The organism is Vibrio sp. IB15, assembly GCF_016406055.1.
GTDB lineage: Bacteria > Pseudomonadota > Gammaproteobacteria > Enterobacterales > Vibrionaceae > Vibrio > Vibrio chagasii.
The window spans coordinates 1-16,996 of the sequence record NZ_JAEFCE010000026.1 but is presented as its reverse complement, the minus strand read 5'-3'; the positions used below and the strand labels follow the sequence as shown (position 1 = coordinate 16,996).

At 47.3% G+C, this 16,996-nt stretch carries 12 protein-coding genes and 1 pseudogene; 7 read left to right on the top strand and 6 right to left on the bottom strand.

What is annotated here, in order from left to right:
- The first annotated feature begins 11 nt into the window (after nt 1–11).
- The 5 genes and pseudogenes from atpG to JC606_RS11575 all read left to right on the top strand — a co-directional run bounded on the left by atpG (nt 12) and on the right by JC606_RS11575 (nt 6,158).
- Nucleotides 12–878, top strand: coding sequence for a F0F1 ATP synthase subunit gamma (gene atpG / locus JC606_RS11595; RefSeq protein WP_008221382.1), 867 nt, complete (start codon nt 12–14; stop codon nt 876–878).
- Between the two features lie 51 nt (nt 879–929).
- Complete coding sequence (gene atpD / locus JC606_RS11590) at nt 930–2,333, top strand: F0F1 ATP synthase subunit beta (RefSeq protein ID WP_008221380.1); 1,404 nt, start codon at nt 930–932, stop codon at nt 2,331–2,333.
- Between the two features lie 18 nt (nt 2,334–2,351).
- Complete coding sequence (locus JC606_RS11585) at nt 2,352–2,774, top strand: F0F1 ATP synthase subunit epsilon (protein ID WP_198778632.1); 423 nt, start codon at nt 2,352–2,354, stop codon at nt 2,772–2,774.
- Nucleotides 2,775–2,957: 183 nt separating this feature from the next.
- Nucleotides 2,958–4,316 (top strand): bifunctional UDP-N-acetylglucosamine diphosphorylase/glucosamine-1-phosphate N-acetyltransferase GlmU, encoded by a 1,359-nt coding sequence (gene glmU / locus JC606_RS11580; protein WP_008221377.1) that lies wholly within the window; start codon nt 2,958–2,960, stop codon nt 4,314–4,316.
- 221 nt (nt 4,317–4,537) lie between these two features.
- Nucleotides 4,538–6,158: pseudogene (locus JC606_RS11575) on the top strand (sensor domain-containing diguanylate cyclase).
- Nucleotides 6,159–6,232: 74 nt separating this feature from the next.
- On the opposite strand, the gene punC reads toward JC606_RS11575, so the two are convergent.
- Nucleotides 6,233–7,444, bottom strand: a complete 1,212-nt coding sequence (punC, locus tag JC606_RS11570) for a purine nucleoside transporter PunC (protein ID WP_137407564.1) — start codon at nt 7,442–7,444, stop codon at nt 6,233–6,235.
- 163 nt (nt 7,445–7,607) lie between these two features.
- Between punC and punR the strand changes: the two genes are divergently transcribed.
- Nucleotides 7,608–8,522 carry a DNA-binding transcriptional activator PunR gene (gene punR / locus JC606_RS11565; protein WP_061033956.1) on the top strand — a complete coding sequence of 305 codons (915 nt, stop codon included), beginning with the start codon at nt 7,608–7,610 and terminating at the stop codon, nt 8,520–8,522.
- A gap of 71 nt (nt 8,523–8,593) precedes the next feature.
- Here punR and ilvA read toward each other — a convergent pair whose 3' ends face one another.
- The 5 genes from ilvA to ilvG are packed head-to-tail and all read right to left on the bottom strand — an operon-like array spanning nt 8,594 to nt 14,915.
- Nucleotides 8,594–10,138 carry a threonine ammonia-lyase, biosynthetic gene (ilvA, locus tag JC606_RS11560; protein WP_102426595.1) on the bottom strand — a complete coding sequence of 515 codons (1,545 nt, stop codon included), beginning with the start codon at nt 10,136–10,138 and terminating at the stop codon, nt 8,594–8,596.
- 3 nt (nt 10,139–10,141) lie between these two features.
- The gene (gene ilvD / locus JC606_RS11555) at nt 10,142–11,983 is read right to left on the bottom strand and encodes a dihydroxy-acid dehydratase (protein ID WP_137407563.1); all 1,842 of its coding nucleotides are present in this window, start codon (nt 11,981–11,983) and stop codon (nt 10,142–10,144) included.
- Between the two features lie 33 nt (nt 11,984–12,016).
- On the bottom strand, nt 12,017–12,970 hold the full coding sequence (locus JC606_RS11550) for a branched-chain amino acid transaminase (RefSeq protein ID WP_137407562.1): 954 nt from the start codon (nt 12,968–12,970) through the stop codon (nt 12,017–12,019).
- A 12-nt stretch (nt 12,971–12,982) separates the two neighbouring features.
- Nucleotides 12,983–13,267 (bottom strand): acetolactate synthase 2 small subunit, encoded by a 285-nt coding sequence (gene ilvM, locus JC606_RS11545; protein WP_004739310.1) that lies wholly within the window; start codon nt 13,265–13,267, stop codon nt 12,983–12,985.
- 1 nt (nt 13,268) lies between these two features.
- Complete coding sequence (gene ilvG, locus JC606_RS11540; protein WP_116869882.1) at nt 13,269–14,915, bottom strand: acetolactate synthase 2 catalytic subunit; 1,647 nt, start codon at nt 14,913–14,915, stop codon at nt 13,269–13,271.
- Between the two features lie 472 nt (nt 14,916–15,387).
- Here ilvG and JC606_RS11535 point away from each other — a divergent pair, with 472 nt between their 5' ends.
- Nucleotides 15,388–16,911, top strand: coding sequence for a YifB family Mg chelatase-like AAA ATPase (locus JC606_RS11535; protein WP_061033961.1), 1,524 nt, complete (start codon nt 15,388–15,390; stop codon nt 16,909–16,911).
- Nucleotides 16,912–16,996: the final 85 nt, after the last annotated feature.

The following is a 16,996-nucleotide window of genomic DNA, read 5'->3' as shown; positions in this document are numbered from 1 at the left end:
GGAGAGTAACGATGGCCGGCGCAAAAGAGATACGTAATAAAATCGGTAGTGTTAAAAGCACACAGAAGATTACGAAAGCAATGGAAATGGTAGCAGCTTCAAAAATGCGTCGTTCTCAAGACGCAATGGAAGCTACTCGTCCATATGCAGAAACAATGCGTAAAGTGATCGGTCATTTGGCTAACGGTAGCCTTGAGTATAAGCATCCTTATCTTGAGGAACGTGAAGCCAAACGTGTTGGTTACATCATCGTTTCTACAGACCGTGGTCTTTGTGGTGGTTTGAACATTAACTTGTTCAAGAAAGCCATGAACGACATGAAAGATTGGTCTGAGAAAGGTGCTGACGTTGAACTGGCAATTATCGGTTCAAAAGCAACAGCATTTTTCAACAACAGCGGCGCGAAAGTAGCAGCTCAAGTTTCTGGCCTAGGCGATAGTCCTAGCCTTGAAGACTTAATCGGCTCTGTAAGCGTAATGCTAAAGAAATATGATGAAGGTGAATTGGATCGCCTGTTCGTAGTGTTCAACAAGTTTGAAAACACTATGGTACAAGAACCAACGATCGATCAATTACTTCCTTTGCCTAAATCAGATAGCGAAGATATGCAGCGCGATCATGCTTGGGACTACATTTATGAGCCTGAGCCAAAACCACTACTAGATGCACTATTGGTTCGTTACGTCGAATCTCAAGTGTACCAAGGTGTGGTAGAGAACCTTGCTTGTGAGCAAGCGGCTCGAATGATTGCAATGAAAGCTGCAACCGACAACGCTAGCGACCTAATCGATGATTTAGAGCTTGTGTACAACAAGGCGCGTCAAGCGGCTATTACACAAGAACTTTCTGAAATCGTTTCAGGCGCAGCAGCGGTTTAATCGCTTATTCGTTTTAAGCTTAGGTAAAACTAAATAGTTAGAGGATTAACGATGGCTACAGGTAAGATCGTACAGATCATCGGTGCGGTAGTCGACGTAGAGTTCCCACAGGGCGAAGTACCTCGTGTATACGATGCTCTGAATGTTAATGAAGTGAAAGAGCGTCTAGTTCTTGAAGTTCAGCAACAACTTGGCGGTGGCGTAGTTCGCGCAATCGTAATGGGTAGCTCTGATGGTTTACGTCGTGGTTTGACAGTTGAAAATACTGGCGCTCCAATCTCAGTACCAGTAGGTACTAAGACCTTAGGTCGTATCATGAACGTTCTAGGTGACGCGATTGATGAGTGTGGTGAAATCGGTGCAGAAGAGCACTACGCAATTCACCGTGAAGCTCCAAGCTACGAAGAACAGTCTAACGAGACAGCTCTTCTAGAGACGGGTGTTAAGGTAATCGACTTGGTTTGTCCATTCGCTAAGGGTGGTAAAATCGGTCTATTCGGTGGTGCAGGTGTAGGTAAGACCGTTAACATGATGGAACTTATCAACAACATCGCACTTCAACACTCTGGCCTATCTGTATTTGCAGGTGTAGGTGAGCGTACTCGTGAAGGTAACGATTTCTACTTTGAAATGCAGGAAGCAGGCGTTGTAAACGTTGAAAACCCTGAAGAATCTAAAGTAGCGATGGTTTACGGTCAGATGAACGAGCCACCAGGTAACCGTCTACGTGTTGCACTGACTGGTCTAACAATGGCTGAGCGTTTCCGTGACGAAGGTCGTGACGTTCTACTATTCGTAGATAACATCTACCGTTACACGCTTGCAGGTACTGAGGTATCAGCACTTCTAGGCCGTATGCCTTCTGCGGTAGGTTACCAACCTACTCTTGCAGAAGAAATGGGTGTTCTACAAGAGCGTATCACGTCAACTAAGCAAGGTTCTATCACGTCTGTACAGGCGGTATACGTACCTGCGGATGACTTGACTGACCCGTCTCCAGCAACAACGTTCGCGCACTTGGATGCAACGGTTGTACTTAACCGTAACATCGCAGCTATGGGTCTATACCCAGCGATCGACCCGCTAGATTCTACATCTCGCCAACTGGATCCATTGGTAGTTGGACAAGAGCACTACGACATCGCTCGTGGCGTTCAGTCTACACTTCAGCGCTATAAAGAGCTGAAAGATATCATTGCTATCCTAGGTATGGACGAGCTATCTGAAGAAGATAAGCAAGTAGTATCTCGTGCTCGTAAGATTGAGAAGTTCCTTACTCAGCCTTACCACGTAGCGGAAGTATTTACTGGTGACCCAGGTGTTTACGTACCTCTAAAAGAGACTCTACGTGGCTTCCAAGGTCTACTATCTGGTGAATACGATGACATTCCAGAGCAAGCGTTCATGTACTGCGGTACTATCGACGAAGCTATTGAGAATGCTAAGAAGCTATAAGGCTAACTAGGAGGCGATATGGCAGCAATAACCTTTCACCTAGACGTAGTAAGTGCAGAGAAAAAGCTTTTCTCTGGTCTTGTTGAGACGTTTCAGGTGACCGGTAGTGAGGGTGAGCTTGGTATTTTCCATGGTCATACTCCACTGCTGACCGCTATCAAGCCTGGTATGGTGCGTATTGTTAAGCAGCACGGCCACGAAGAAATCATTTATGTTTCTGGTGGTATGGTAGAAGTTCAGCCTGGTACAGCGACTGTACTGGCTGATACAGCTATCCGTGGTGAAGAACTAGACGCAGCAAAGGCGGAAGAAGCTAAGCGCAAGGCTGTGGAGAATATCCAAAATCAGCATAGCGACATAGACTTCGCACAAGCGGCCGGTGAACTGGCTAAAGCCATTGCTCAGTTACGAGTTATCGAACTGACAAAACAGCGCCGCTAATCTTTTATAAGATTATTGGTTCTGAGCTAAAGGCGACCTAAGGGTCGCCTTTTTGTTTTTTGGCATTCTCATGAGTGCTCACTTTACGTATCGCTACCGATTAAATGGTTATTACGATTTAAGTTTTTGCCTCAAAACGGTTACAATATCAGCTTAATAAAAATTACGTCGGATAGGTTTACAATGAAGTTTAGCGCGGTAATTCTTGCAGCGGGCAAAGGTACTCGCATGTACTCAAACACACCAAAGGTTCTGCATACTCTTGCAGGCAAACCAATGGTGAAGCATGTGATCGATACCTGTAATGGTCTAGGCGCTCAAAATATCCACTTGGTTTACGGCCATGGTGGTGATCAGATGAAGGCTACTTTGGCTGAGGAATCGGTAAATTGGGCACTGCAAGCAGAGCAGTTAGGTACAGGTCACGCGGTTGATCAGGCATCAGCGCACTTTGCTGATGATGAGAAAGTACTGGTGCTTTACGGTGATGTTCCTCTTATCTCGCCTGAAACTATTGAAAACCTATTAGATGCTCAGCCAAACGGTGGTATTGCACTACTTACGGTTGTGCTGGATAACCCAATGGGTTACGGCCGTATCATTCGTCGCAATGGTCCAGTAGTGGCTATCGTTGAACAAAAAGATGCAACGGATGAGCAGAAGCTTATCAAAGAGATCAACACTGGCGTTATGGTTGCGACGGGTGGTGATCTCAAGCGCTGGTTGTCTGGTTTAAGCAATGACAACGCGCAAGGTGAATACTACCTGACTGACGTTATTGCTGCGGCTCACGATGAAGGTCGTGCGGTAGAAGCGGTACATCCAGTTAGCCCAATTGAAGTTGAAGGCGTGAACGATCGCTCTCAACTGGCTCGTCTAGAACGTGCTTACCAAGCAGAGCAAGCTGACAAACTATTGAAACAGGGCGTTATGTTACGCGACCCTAGCCGTTTTGATCTACGTGGCGAACTGCAGTGTGGTATGGACGTTGAGATCGATACCAACGTTATTATTGAAGGCAGCGTAAGTATTGGTGATAACGTGGTTATCGGCACTGGATGTGTTTTAAAAGACTGTGAAATTGATGACAACACGGTTATTCGCCCATACAGCGTAATTGAAGGTGCAACTGTTGGTGAAGACTGTACCGTTGGTCCATTTACTCGCCTACGTCCAGGTGCTGACATGCGTAATGATTCGCACGTTGGTAACTTTGTGGAAGTGAAGAACACTCGTCTTGGTGAAGGCTCTAAAGCGAACCACCTTACTTACTTAGGTGATGCTGAGATTGGCCAGCGTGTTAACGTTGGTGCTGGTGCTATTACTTGTAACTACGATGGTGCGAACAAGTTTAAGACCATCATCGGCGATGACGTATTCGTTGGTTCTGATAGCCAATTAATCGCCCCTGTTACTATCGGCAATGGCGCGACAGTAGGCGCGGGTTCAACGGTAACGCGTGATGTTTCTGAAAATGAACTGGTTATCAGCCGTGCTAAAGAGCGCAAGATTGCGGATTGGCAGCGCCCAAAGAAAAAGTAATCTTCTAACACTTAAAGTTTGATTCTTGTGAAAGCCAGCAACTAACGTTGCTGGCTTTTTTGTCATCATTTACTGATAAAAAAATAATCTATTTCCTAATTGTATTTTGTAGGCAGATTGCTAATATTCAGGCTATCATTCTGTAAATTTAAAGTGTGTGCAAAATGAGACTTGTTGATAAAAAGTGGCAAACCTTGCCGATCGTTATTTTATCTTTTTCAATGCTGGTGGGCTTATACGGCTTTTACATCACCTTGGAAAAGTTAGTGGTAGAGAACGAACGTAACCATCTCGTCTCATTGATGTCTGATGTTGTCTACGCAATCCGTGAAGATAGCAGTTTGTTTACTCCCGGAGTGGATGTGGACGACTACATTGGCAACCTTACGCAAGCCAGTACTCGGTTGAGGATTCAGGTCATTAACACTGACGGAGTGGTGATTGGTGATACAGACCTTTCCGATCATGCACTTGCTAGCGTTGAGAACCACAGCAATCGTCCCGAGTTTCAGCAAGCTTTGAAAACCGGCCTTGGCAGCGATGTGCGCTTTAGTACCGTCACCTCTGTCGATCGTATCTATTACTCGCACAAAGAGTCGATGAATGGCAGCAGTTTCGTTATCGTGATTTCTTCACCAATGCATCAACTTAAGCAGATGAATTTCCAGCTAATGGGTATTCTGATCGGGATGGTCGTATTGAGCTTGAGCTTTTTGATTGGCACTTCGTATGTGAGTAACCGTCAGATAGTGCACAAGGTCGAAGAAGAGCAGAAGAAGCAAGATGAGCGCATTCGCCAAAGAACCCATGAGATTGAGCTGATGCACCGTCTGGCCAATATGCTTGCGGCATGTAACAACATGGTGGAAGCTCAGCAGATCGTCTCAGATATCTTGCCGCGAGTTCTTGGTAAGATGAACGGCAGTGTTTCATTGATGCGTGCTTCGCGTAACCAGCTCATCACTCAGCTAGATTGGGGGGGATGCTTGGCCAGGAAGTGCAAGCTTTGCACCGGAAGAGTGTTGGTCACTGCGCAAGGGGCGAGCGCATCAATCAAATGATGACTTCCACTCGTTAACTTGTGGTCACATGCATGAGATGGAAAACAATCAGACTCTTTGTATCCCATTGACTGCGCATGGCAACACCATTGGCATCATGCACCTTTATTTCGGTCAAGGTCATATCGAGATTGACTCAATCACCGAGCAATTGGCTTTCAGTGTGTCAGAACATCTAGGTTTGGCGCTGGCTAACTTGAGCCTGCAAGAGAAGCTTCGCTCACAAGCCTTGAGCGATCCACTGACAGGGCTATTCAACCGCCGCTTCTTCGAGCAGAAGCTAGAAGAGCACTCGATGAATTCGGCCACCAGCGAACAGCCACTGTCTTTGTTAATGCTCGATTTGGATCACTTTAAACGCTTCAATGACAACTTTGGCTATGATGCAGGAGACTTCGTACTAAAAGAGATCAGTGCGCTACTCAAACAGAGTGTCAGTGAAGATGAGATCGCTTGTCGCTTAGGTGGTGAAGAGTTGGCGGTGCTGCTTCCACATTACACCATGCAGCAAGCGACCGAGTTCGGACAAACCTTGTGTGATGCAGTTCGTTCTATGCACTTAGAACACAAAGGGCTTTCTTTAGGTCAGTTAGGTGTATCGATCGGTGTTGCTACGTGTCCTAAGCCAGCCTCAGATACCGAATCTCTAGTGAAGATGGCGGACAACGCGTTGTACATGGCAAAAGACATGGGACGCAGTCGAGTGGTTAACTATGAGGAATACAGCCGCCAAAAGGCACCTGCGTTAGAAGTGGTTGATGGAGAAGCGGTTTCGCAGTAACTCTAGTGAGTACAACATTCAGATATAAAAAGAGCGAGTAACCTCGCTCTTTTTTGTTTTTACGAAGTTAGAAACTAGTCTTGCTTCTCTTCTGCAACAACACGAGAGTTATCTGGTGCTGCAAAGTGTTCAGAAAGCTCTTTGTTCGACACAATGTAGCCAACCCATAGGGCGCCCAAACAAATCACAACTGCGATGCCTGTTGCACTTAGTGCTTGGCTTGCCATTGCTGCTACCAATGCGCTTGATAGGCCGCTGATGCTGATTTGCAAGCTATTCTGTAGACCAGCCGCTGTTGCTGGGCTTTGTTTCGCACTTGATAGAGCACGGTTTACTACGATTGGGTAAAGCGCGCCATTCGCGATTGCAATCAGACAGAAGGGTGCAAGTAGAGGCCAGATTGATGTCAGTTCCCACTGCGATGCGATAAAGATAAGCATTGCAGCAACGCTGAACAAACCAATCAGATTTCTTAGTACCACACCATCACCATACTTCTTCACGGCTTGCTTACCGAAGTAACCACCCGCCATGAATGCGATCGTCTGTGGGATGAAACTCAGACCGATGTCTTTTGCTTCGTAGCCTAATTGAGCCATGATCTCAGGCATACCCGTTAGGTAAGCGAAGAACGCTGCAGAAGCCGATGCAAACATCAATACGTTGCCCACGTAAGGCTTCGATTTCAGCAGCATCTTGATATCAGTCTTAACTGATGTTTGTTTTACTTCTGGCGCTTCTTTTGGTTGAGCCATAGTGGTTGCCACTAGCAGCGCACCCATCAGTGTTAACGTCACGAAGATGCTGTGCCAGCCAAAGTTATCTGCCAGTAGTACACCAAGTTGAGGTGCCAGAGCTGGAGACAGTGCCACCAAAGGCATGATGGTTGCAAAAATTTGTTGGCTGCTGCTCTCTGAGTAACGCTTAATAACCATCGCTTGCCAGATTACCGCTGGTGCACATACGCCAATCGCTTGAATGAAGCGCAGCGTCAGTAGGTGCCATACCTCAGTACTGAATGCCAAACCGAACGAAGCGGCAGTGAAAATAAAAAGACCAACCGCTAGCGTATTGCGGTGACCGTATTTATCACTCGCTAATCCCCATAGAAGTTGACCCATAGCCATACCGCCAAGGAACACAGTAAGAGATAGTGCTATCTGTTCAGGACCGGTTGCGAAATCGATCTCCATCGCCTTAAATGCAGGAAGGTACATATCGGTCGCGATAAAACCTAGCATTGAAAGTACTGCAAGGTAAACCAATTGAAATTTAGAAATATTCATAAGATGCCGTTACGCTAAAAGTAGTGATGTTTTTATCATCAAAAAAATTGTTTGATATACAGAGGTAAAAGTCCCTGTTTATTTATGCTGACATTCTATTTTTCGGATCTGATAAAATAAAACGCTAAAATATGTGGTTATCAATCAAAAAATTTGAAGGCTTATGTTCTCTAAATCCTCTTTAGAAATGCTCGATACTGTGGCGCGCTTAGGCAGTTTTACCGCGGCGGCTGAGCAGTTGCACAAAGTACCCTCGGCGATCAGTTATGGTGTTAGGCAGGTCGAGCAAGAACTGGATGTGCTACTTTTCAGGCGCTTACCGAGAAAGGTCGAGCTCACTCCGGCAGGTGAACTGTTCATTGAAGAGGCGCGTGCACTGCTGAGGCAGATGGAAGAGGTCAGTGCTCAGACTCGTCGAGCAGCTCGTGGCTGGAAGAAAACTTTGCGCCTCACGCTCGACAATGTGGTGAAGCTCGACAAGATGAAGCCGATGATTGAAGAGTTTTATCAAACTTTTGAGTTTGCTGAGCTACAGATCAACATGGAAGTGTTTAACGGCTCTTGGGAGGCAATAGCACAAGGTAGAGCGGATATCGTGATTGGCGCGACCTCTGCGGTGCCAGTGGGTGGCGATTTTGAAGTCAAAGACATGGGGCAATTAGATTGGGCGTTTGTGATGTCGCCAAGCCACCCGTGTGTGCGCGAACAGAACCTTAATGAAGAGTTCGTGAGCCAATATCCAGCTATCTGCTTGGATGATACCTCAAGCGTGCTGCCTAAGCGTCATACTGGACACTACGCCAATCAAAGGCGTTTGCTGTTACCTAACTGGTATAGCGCTATTGAATGCCTGAAGAACGGTGTTGGCGTGGGGTACATGCCGAGGCATATTGCCGCGCCGATTATCGAACAAGGTTTGCTGGTGGAGAAAATCTTGCCAGAGCCTAGCCCGTTGAGCCAGTGCTGTTTGGTGTGGCGAAAAGACGATAACCATAAGTTGATCGAGTGGATGGTCAATTATTTAGGATCCAGTGAACAACTTCACCGTGATTGGTTGGATCATCGCAAAGCGATCTAGTTGAAAGATCTTTGTTGGTAAGATCAAAAAGAGCGAGTGAAAACTCGCTCTTTTGTTTCGGTAGATCTCTCTTATGACAAGAAAAACTTGTAAGAAGGGTTATCAGTTTCATCTTTACACTGGTAACCAAGCTCTCTGAGGTGAGTAGAGAACTGAGCCAAATCATCATCATCCAGTTCGAATCCACACAATACACGGCCGTAATCAGCGCCGTGGTTACGGTAGTTGAACAGGCTGATATTCCAATGGGTACCTAAGGTATCAAGGAACTTAATCAATGCACCTGGATATTCTGGAAACTCAAAGCTGTACAAGCGCTCTTTCAATGGTTTTGATGGTTTGCCACCAATCATGTAACGAATGTGCAGTTTTGCCATCTCATCATCAGACAGATCGACGACTGGATAGCCACCTTCACGCAGGTCGTTGATGATGTGATCGAGTTCTTCTTGTCCACCATTGAGACGTACACCGACGAAGATGTTCGCTAGGCTGTCGTCGTTATGACGGTAGTTAAACTCAGTCACAGCACGGCCGCCAATGATATTACAGAACTCTAGGAAGGCACCTTGTCGCTCAGGAATAGTAACCGCAAGCAGACCTTCGCGCTTCTCACCCAGCTCACAACGTTCAGACACATAGCGCAGACCATGGAAGTTGGTGTTGGCACCAGACAGTACCGTTGCCAGTTGCTTACCTTGCAGTTGGTTTTGCTCGGCAAACTTCTTCAATCCTGCCAGAGCAAGCGCACCAGAAGGCTCGGCAATCGCACGAGTATCTTCGAAGATGTCTTTCACTGCAGAGCAGATCTCATCGCTAGACACGGCAATGTGACCATCGATGTACTGCTGACACAGACGGAATGTCTCTTCACCAATACGCTTAACCGCAACGCCATCGGCAAACATGCTGACTTGATCCAGTACTACTGGCTCACCAGCATCTAACGCTGCTTTCAAGCAAGATGAATCTTCGGGTTCAACCGCGATGACTTTAATCTCAGGCATCAGCTGCTTAACCAGCACTGCAACACCAGCAGCCAAACCACCACCACCGACAGGCACAAAGATGTAGTCCATATGACCATTTTGCTGAAGCATCTCCATACCCATGGTGCCTTGTCCTGCTATCACCAATGGGTGATCGAAAGGAGGCACAAAGGTGTAGCCATGTTCAGCAGAAAGGCGTTCTGCTTCAGCCTTCGCTTCATCAAAGTTGCTGCCGTGCAGAACCACGTTACCACCAAAGCCACGTACCGCATCAACCTTGATGTCTGGTGTGGTTTTTGGCATCACAATCGTGGTTTGAATACCAAGCTTAGAACCGGACAGCGCCATACCTTGAGCATGGTTACCTGCCGATGCGGCAATCACACCTGCGGCTTTCTGTTGCTCTGAAAGGCTTGATACCATGTTGTAGGCACCACGTAGCTTGAACGAGTGGACCGGCTGACGGTCTTCGCGCTTCAGCTGAACCTGATTACCAATACGAGCGCTTAAGCGGGGCATCTCTTGTAGAGGTGTCACGATTGCTGCTTCGTAAACTGGCGCTCTCAGGATCTGACGCAGATAATCTGCGCCAGTTTGTTTTTGGGGACTGACCGTGTCATCACTCATAGATTAGCCCTCAAGCTTCGACTTATCACGCACCGCGCCTTTATCAGCACTGGTTGCCATGCTTGCGTAAGCTTTTAGTGCGAATGATACTTCACGTTGACGGTTTGCTGGTTTCCAGCCTAGTGCATCTTGCTTAACACGACGTGCTTCTAGCTCAGCTTCAGGCACATCAAGTGTGATCGAACGGCTAGGGATATCGATAGTGATGATGTCGCCATCTTGAACTAGGCCGATAGTACCGCCACTTGCTGCTTCTGGAGAAGCGTGACCGATAGATAGACCCGATGTACCACCAGAGAAACGACCATCCGTTAGTAGTGCACAAGACTTACCTAAGCCCATCGATTTTAGGTAAGTCGTTGGGTAAAGCATCTCTTGCATGCCCGGACCACCTTTAGGGCCTTCGTAACGGATAACAACCACTTCACCCGCTTTTACTTTACCGCCTAAGATGCCTTCTACGGCTGTGTCTTGGCTTTCAAATACGATAGCAGGACCTTGGAATTTCAGGTTCTCTTCATCAACACCGGCTGTCTTAACGATACAACCGTCAACGGCAATGTTGCCTGAAAGTACCGCTAGGCCACCTTCTTGGCTGAATGCATTCTCTTTAGTGCGGATACAACCTTCTTTACGGTCGTCATCAAGGCGATCCCAACGGCAATCTTGTGAGAAGGCTTTGGTAGTACGAATACCTGCTGGGCCAGCGCGGAAGAACTTAAGTACCGCTTCGTCTTCTGTCTGCATGATGTCGTATTGAGCTAGCTGCTCTTGCATGCTTAGGCCAAGCACAGTGCGAGTTTGGTTGTTCAGTAGGCCAGCGCGGTCTAGTTCACCTAGGATCGCCATTACACCACCTGCGCGGTGAACGTCTTCCATGTGATATTTCGGTGTTGAAGGAGCCACTTTACATAGGTGTGGAACACGGCGAGACATCTCGTCGATATCACCCATATCAAAGTCGACTTCACCCTCTTGAGCCGCTGCCAATAGGTGAAGAACGGTATTACTTGAACCACCCATTGCGATATCTAGAGCCATCGCATTTTCAAAGGCTGCGCGGTTCGCGATATTGCGAGGCAGTGCTGATTCGTCGTCTTGCTCGTAGTAACGCTTAGTCAGGTCAACGATACGCTTACCTGCATTGATGAACAGCTCTTCACGGTCAGCGTGGGTTGCTAGCATAGAACCGTTACCTGGCTGAGATAGACCAAGTGCTTCAGTTAGACAGTTCATTGAGTTAGCTGTGAACATGCCTGAACATGAACCACATGTTGGACATGCAGAGCGCTCTACTTGCTCACTTTGTTCATCTGAAATTGTTGGATCGGCACCTTGGATCATCGCATCAACAAGGTCTAGCTTGATGATTTGATCGGAAAGCTTGGTTTTACCTGCTTCCATTGGGCCGCCTGATACAAAGATCACTGGGATGTTTAGGCGCATAGCTGCCATCATCATTCCCGGAGTGATTTTGTCACAGTTAGAGATACATACCATCGCGTCCGCACAGTGAGCATTAACCATGTACTCTACTGAGTCTGCGATAAGCTCACGTGATGGCAGTGAGTACAGCATGCCGCCGTGACCCATTGCGATACCATCATCAACCGCGATAGTGTTGAATTCTTTAGCGATACCGCCCGCTTTCTCGATTTCACCCGCAACCAATTGCCCCATATCTTTAAGGTGAACGTGGCCTGGTACGAATTGAGTGAAAGAGTTTACAACTGCGATGATTGGCTTACCGAAATCATCATCTTTAACGCCAGTTGCACGCCATAAAGCGCGCGCACCAGCCATGTTGCGTCCGTGGGTAGTCGTTGCTGAACGATAGATTGGCATTGCTTAAATCCTTATAAAATATTTGGCTGTTGCTTACTGATTGTCTGAAGTTTGGTTTTCTGGGTAAACATAGTCTAGCCAGCCCCACTTATCTTCAGTGGTACCATTGAAGAGACCAAAGTAAGCCGCTTGAACTTTTTCAGTGATAGGACCGCGTTTGCCTTCACCTACTGTAATTTTGTCTACGCTGCGAACCGGAACAATTTCCGCTGCGGTACCTGTCATGAAGACTTCGTCGGCAAGGTATAGCGCTTCACGAGCAATGTTCTCTTCACGGATCTCATAACCCATGTCTTTTGCTAGCGTCATGATTGAATCACGCGTGATGCCCGGCAGAATTGCACTGGTCGCTGGTGGTGTGGATAGCACGCCATTGCGCACTACAAAGATGTTCTCACCCGCACCTTCAGACAGATAACCATCGACACTGAGAGCGATACCTTCATCGTAACCATGACGACGTGCTTCACCACCAACCAGTAGTGAAGATAGGTAGTTACCCCCCGCTTTCGCAGCCGTTGGGATGGTGTTTGGAGCTGCACGGTTCCAGCTTGAGATCATCGCATCTACGCCATTTTCTAGCGCTTCTTCACCTAGGTAAGAGCCCCAAGGGAAAGCGGCGATGATAAGGTCCATCTCAGTATTTTCTGGAGGACATACACCCAAACCCACGTTACCAACAAAGCCTAGAGGGCGGATATACGCTGACTCTAGTTTGTTTTGACGTAGTGTTTCGCGAGTTGCTTCCATAATTTCTTCCTCAGTGTAAGGAATCGGGAAGCGGTAGATTTTTGCTGAGTCTTTTAGGCGCTTTGCGTGCTCTGGGTGACGGAAGATGACCGGACCTTTTGGCGTGTCGTAGCAACGTACACCTTCAAACACTGAAGTACCGTAGTGCATAGCGTGGGTTAAGACGTGAACGTTCGCCTCTGCCCAAGGAACCATTTCACCGTTAAACCAAATATAGTCTGCCGTTTTTGCTGTCATGTTTGCGGTTCCTTATGCACTTATCTTTTGTTGTAAGTTGTTGTTTGGCAATTCATTACGACTGATAGAGATAACGTCAACGGTACGTACATCCCACAGTTTTTCGATTTGATTGACCAAGAAGGAAATCGGACGTTCACTGTCGACAATGATTTCAACGCTAGCGATCTTGCTTTCATGGTTCTGAGTGCCGGCTACTTGTTTAACGATAAAGCCACGGTGACGAATAACACGAAGAACACGCTCTAGTAGTACTGGCTTATCATCGGCTTTGATGTCTAATAGGTATCTTTTCATGTTATGTGTTCTCCAACATATCACTGTTTGAAGCACCTGGCGGTACTAGTGGCCATACGTTCTCTTCTTCATCGATAAGAACATGAAGTAGGTAAGCCGTCTTGCTCTCTAACATCTCTTTTAGAGCGGGCTCTACTTCTTCTTTACGAGTGATGGTTTTGCCCGGGATATCGAAGGCTTTCGCTAACATCACGAAGTCAGGGTTGTCATCTAAGATGGTTTCACTGTGGCGACCATCAAAGAACAGCGATTGCCATTGGCGAACCATGCCCAAGCGAGAGTTGTTTAGCAGTACCATCTTCACTGGGATTTGGCGGCGTTTTAGCGTACCCAGCTCTTGCACGTTCATCATGAACGAGCCATCACCAGAGATAAGAATAGATTGGTCATCAGGACGGCCAACCGAAGCACCCATCGCGGCTGGTAAACCAAAGCCCATAGTGCCTAGACCAGCAGAGGTGATGAAGTTTTGTGGATCGCGAGGTTGAATATGCTGTGCAGCCCACATCTGGTGTTGGCCCACATCGGTTGAAACGATAGAGCTTGCAGGCATCATGTCTGACAGTTGCTTTAACAGCAGTGGAGCAAAGATCAGATCGCCTGGGTGGTCATAGCGCCACTTGAATGAGCTACGTAGACCTTCTGAGTGATGAACCCAAGAGGAGATGTCTTGGCTCAATTCAAGTTGAGGCATGATCTTGTTGATGTCGCCACGAATTGGCGCATCGGCAAGACGCAGTTTACTGAACTCAGCCGCATCGATATCGATATGGATAACTTTCGCGTGTGGTGCAAAGGTATCAAGCTTGCCGGTTACTCGGTCATCAAAACGAGCACCAACTACGATCAGTAAGTCACTCTCTTGAACCACTAGGTTAGCGGCTTTGGTGCCGTGCATACCAAGCATACCAAGGTAGTGCGGGTCGTCACGCTCAATAGTACCTAAGCCTTTCAATGTGCTTACTGCTGGCATTGGGTTAAGGCGCAAAAACTCGCGAACGGCATCGGTCGCTTTTGCTAATTGAACGCCACCACCTACGTATAAAACAGGGCGGGTAGCTTGAGATAAGAAGTGCTGCGCCTGCTCAATAGCATCAGTCGTTGCTACCGGAATTGCAGGAGGAGTAAATTCAGGAAGAGTGTTTACCGGAGCTTCAGCCAGTTGAACATCTTTGGCGATATCAACGATAACTGGGCCAGGTCGGCCAGATTTCGCTACCACAAACGCTTCGGCTAGTGTTGGAGCTAGCTCTTCAATGTCGGTAACTAGGTAGCTGTGTTTAGTACATGATAGAGACATACCAATCACATCCATCTCTTGGAATGCATCGGTACCGATGTGGGAACTTGCTACCTGACCTGTGATAGCGACCAGTGGAATAGAGTCCATAAAGGCATCGGCTAGGCCTGTTACTAAGTTAGTAGCACCTGGACCTGAGGTTGCCATACATACTGCCACATCTTGTGTTGCACGAGCCATACCTATCGCAGCCATGGCCGCGCCTTGCTCATGGCGACATAAGATGTGCTCAACTCCGCCGTCATAAAGTGCATCGTAGATTGGCATGATGGCACCGCCTGGGTAGCCAAATACGGTCTCAATTCCTTGCTGCTTTAGTGCGGATACAACTAGTTCTGCGCCTTTCATCGGAATTCTCCCGTATTACCTTTATTTTGGTAACTTTTTCCTTTGTCTCTGCACATCTTGTGCTCCCATTCTTCCTGTAAATCGGCAAAGCCGAAAATGTTCAAAAATATAAAATTCGAATCTATAAATTAGAAAAAACCCCCGGACTTGTCAGTGCGGGGGTTTTTTCTAATTCGTGGTTACTTTTTTCCCACTCGCCCCCGCGCAGTCTCAATAATGACTACGATAATCAGGTTAATCAGTGCGTAAATGCGAGCGTTAAAGTTCATATAATTCGAGTTTTCTTGTTTATTCTGTTCAGTAAATGTCTACATCTCTAGTGTTATCACACAAATCTGTCGCATGACAAGGAAAATGTCATTCTTTTTTCACATTAAAACACCATTCCACCAAGCTATATAACAATCTTATTGCTTTGGTGCGCAACGAATATCCAGAGCGAATACTTTTAAATCAAAGAGAAAGGAAACTTATGGGACTCGCGATAATTCATAGTCGGGCTAGTGTGGGGGTTGAGGCGCCAGAAGTGACGGTTGAGGTGCATATTAGTAACGGAATGCCCGGTTTCACGCTGGTGGGCTTACCTGAGACAACGGTTAAAGAGTCCAAGGATAGAGTCAGAAGTGCCATCATCAATTCTCGCTTTGAGTTTCCATCGAAAAGAATCACGGTCAACCTTGCTCCTGCGGATTTGCCCAAAGAGGGAGGTCGTTTTGATTTGCCAATCGCGCTTGGGATTTTGGTCGCCTCTGATCAGTTACCCACATCAAAAATAGCGCAGCATGAATTTATTGGTGAGTTGGCACTGTCTGGAGAGCTGCGTTCAGTGAAAGGAGTACTACCAGCGACATTGGCTGCGGACAGTGTCGAGCGCTGTTTGGTTGTACCGCATCACAATGGCGATCAGGCAGCCTTAGTTGGTAAAGGGGCGCATAAGTCGGCTCAAACCCTGTTAGAAGTTTGTGCGGATATGTGTGGACAGGCTCAATTGGGGTTGTATCGCACTGAGCAACATCAAGTCGATGTATCTGAGCTTCGCGACTTGCAAGACATCATTGGTCAACAACAAGGTAAGCGAGCGTTGGAGATAGCAGCGGCGGGTAACCATAACTTACTTTTTCTCGGGCCTCCCGGAACGGGCAAGACCATGTTGGCGTCTCGTCTGCGTGATTTGTTACCTGACATGAGTGATGACGAAGCGATGGAAACGGCATCGGTCGCCTCTTTGACTCAACAAGAGATTAATCAGTACAACTGGAAGCAACGTCCTTTTCGTGCTCCACATCATTCGAGTTCAATGGCGGCACTGGTAGGTGGTGGCTCTGTACCTCGGCCCGGCGAGATCTCTTTGGCGCATAATGGCCTACTGTTTCTGGATGAGATGCCCGAGTTTGAGCGCAAGGTGCTCGATTCATTGCGAGAACCACTGGAGTCGGGTGAAATCATAATCTCGCGGGTGGCAGGCAAAACTCGCTTTCCTGCGCGCTTCCAATTAATCGGAGCATTGAACCCTAGCCCGACTGGTTACTATGAGGGTAATCAAGCACGCGCTAACCCGCAGATTATATTGCGCTACCTCAATCGGCTATCAGGTCCGTTGCTTGATCGGTTTGATATGTCTCTAGAGATCCCACTTCTGCCTAAAGGAACGCTCGCTGAAGGTGGTGATCGCGGCGAAACCACCCAAGTAGTAAAGCAAAGAGTTAAGCAGGCTCGTCAAACCATGCTGTCTAGGAACCATAAATCGAATGCACTGCTCGGTAGTCGAGAAATTGAAAAGTACTGCCCATTGAGACGCGAAGATGCGGAGTTTCTCGAAACAGCACTGCATCGTTTAGGATTATCGATTCGCGCCTATCACCGAATCATCAAGGTCGCACGAACTATTGCTGATCTGGATGGTAACGAGCAGATAGAAAAGAAACACTTATCGGAAGCTCTCGGTTATCGCGCGATGGATAGATTATTGAAGCAACTTACGGCACAAGCTGTGTAGTGGAAAGCAGAAAAAAGCCTGCATAGATACCTGTCTCTTGATCACAAGTCTGGTTAATCAAGAGACTTGGCGAGTTCATAGCCTT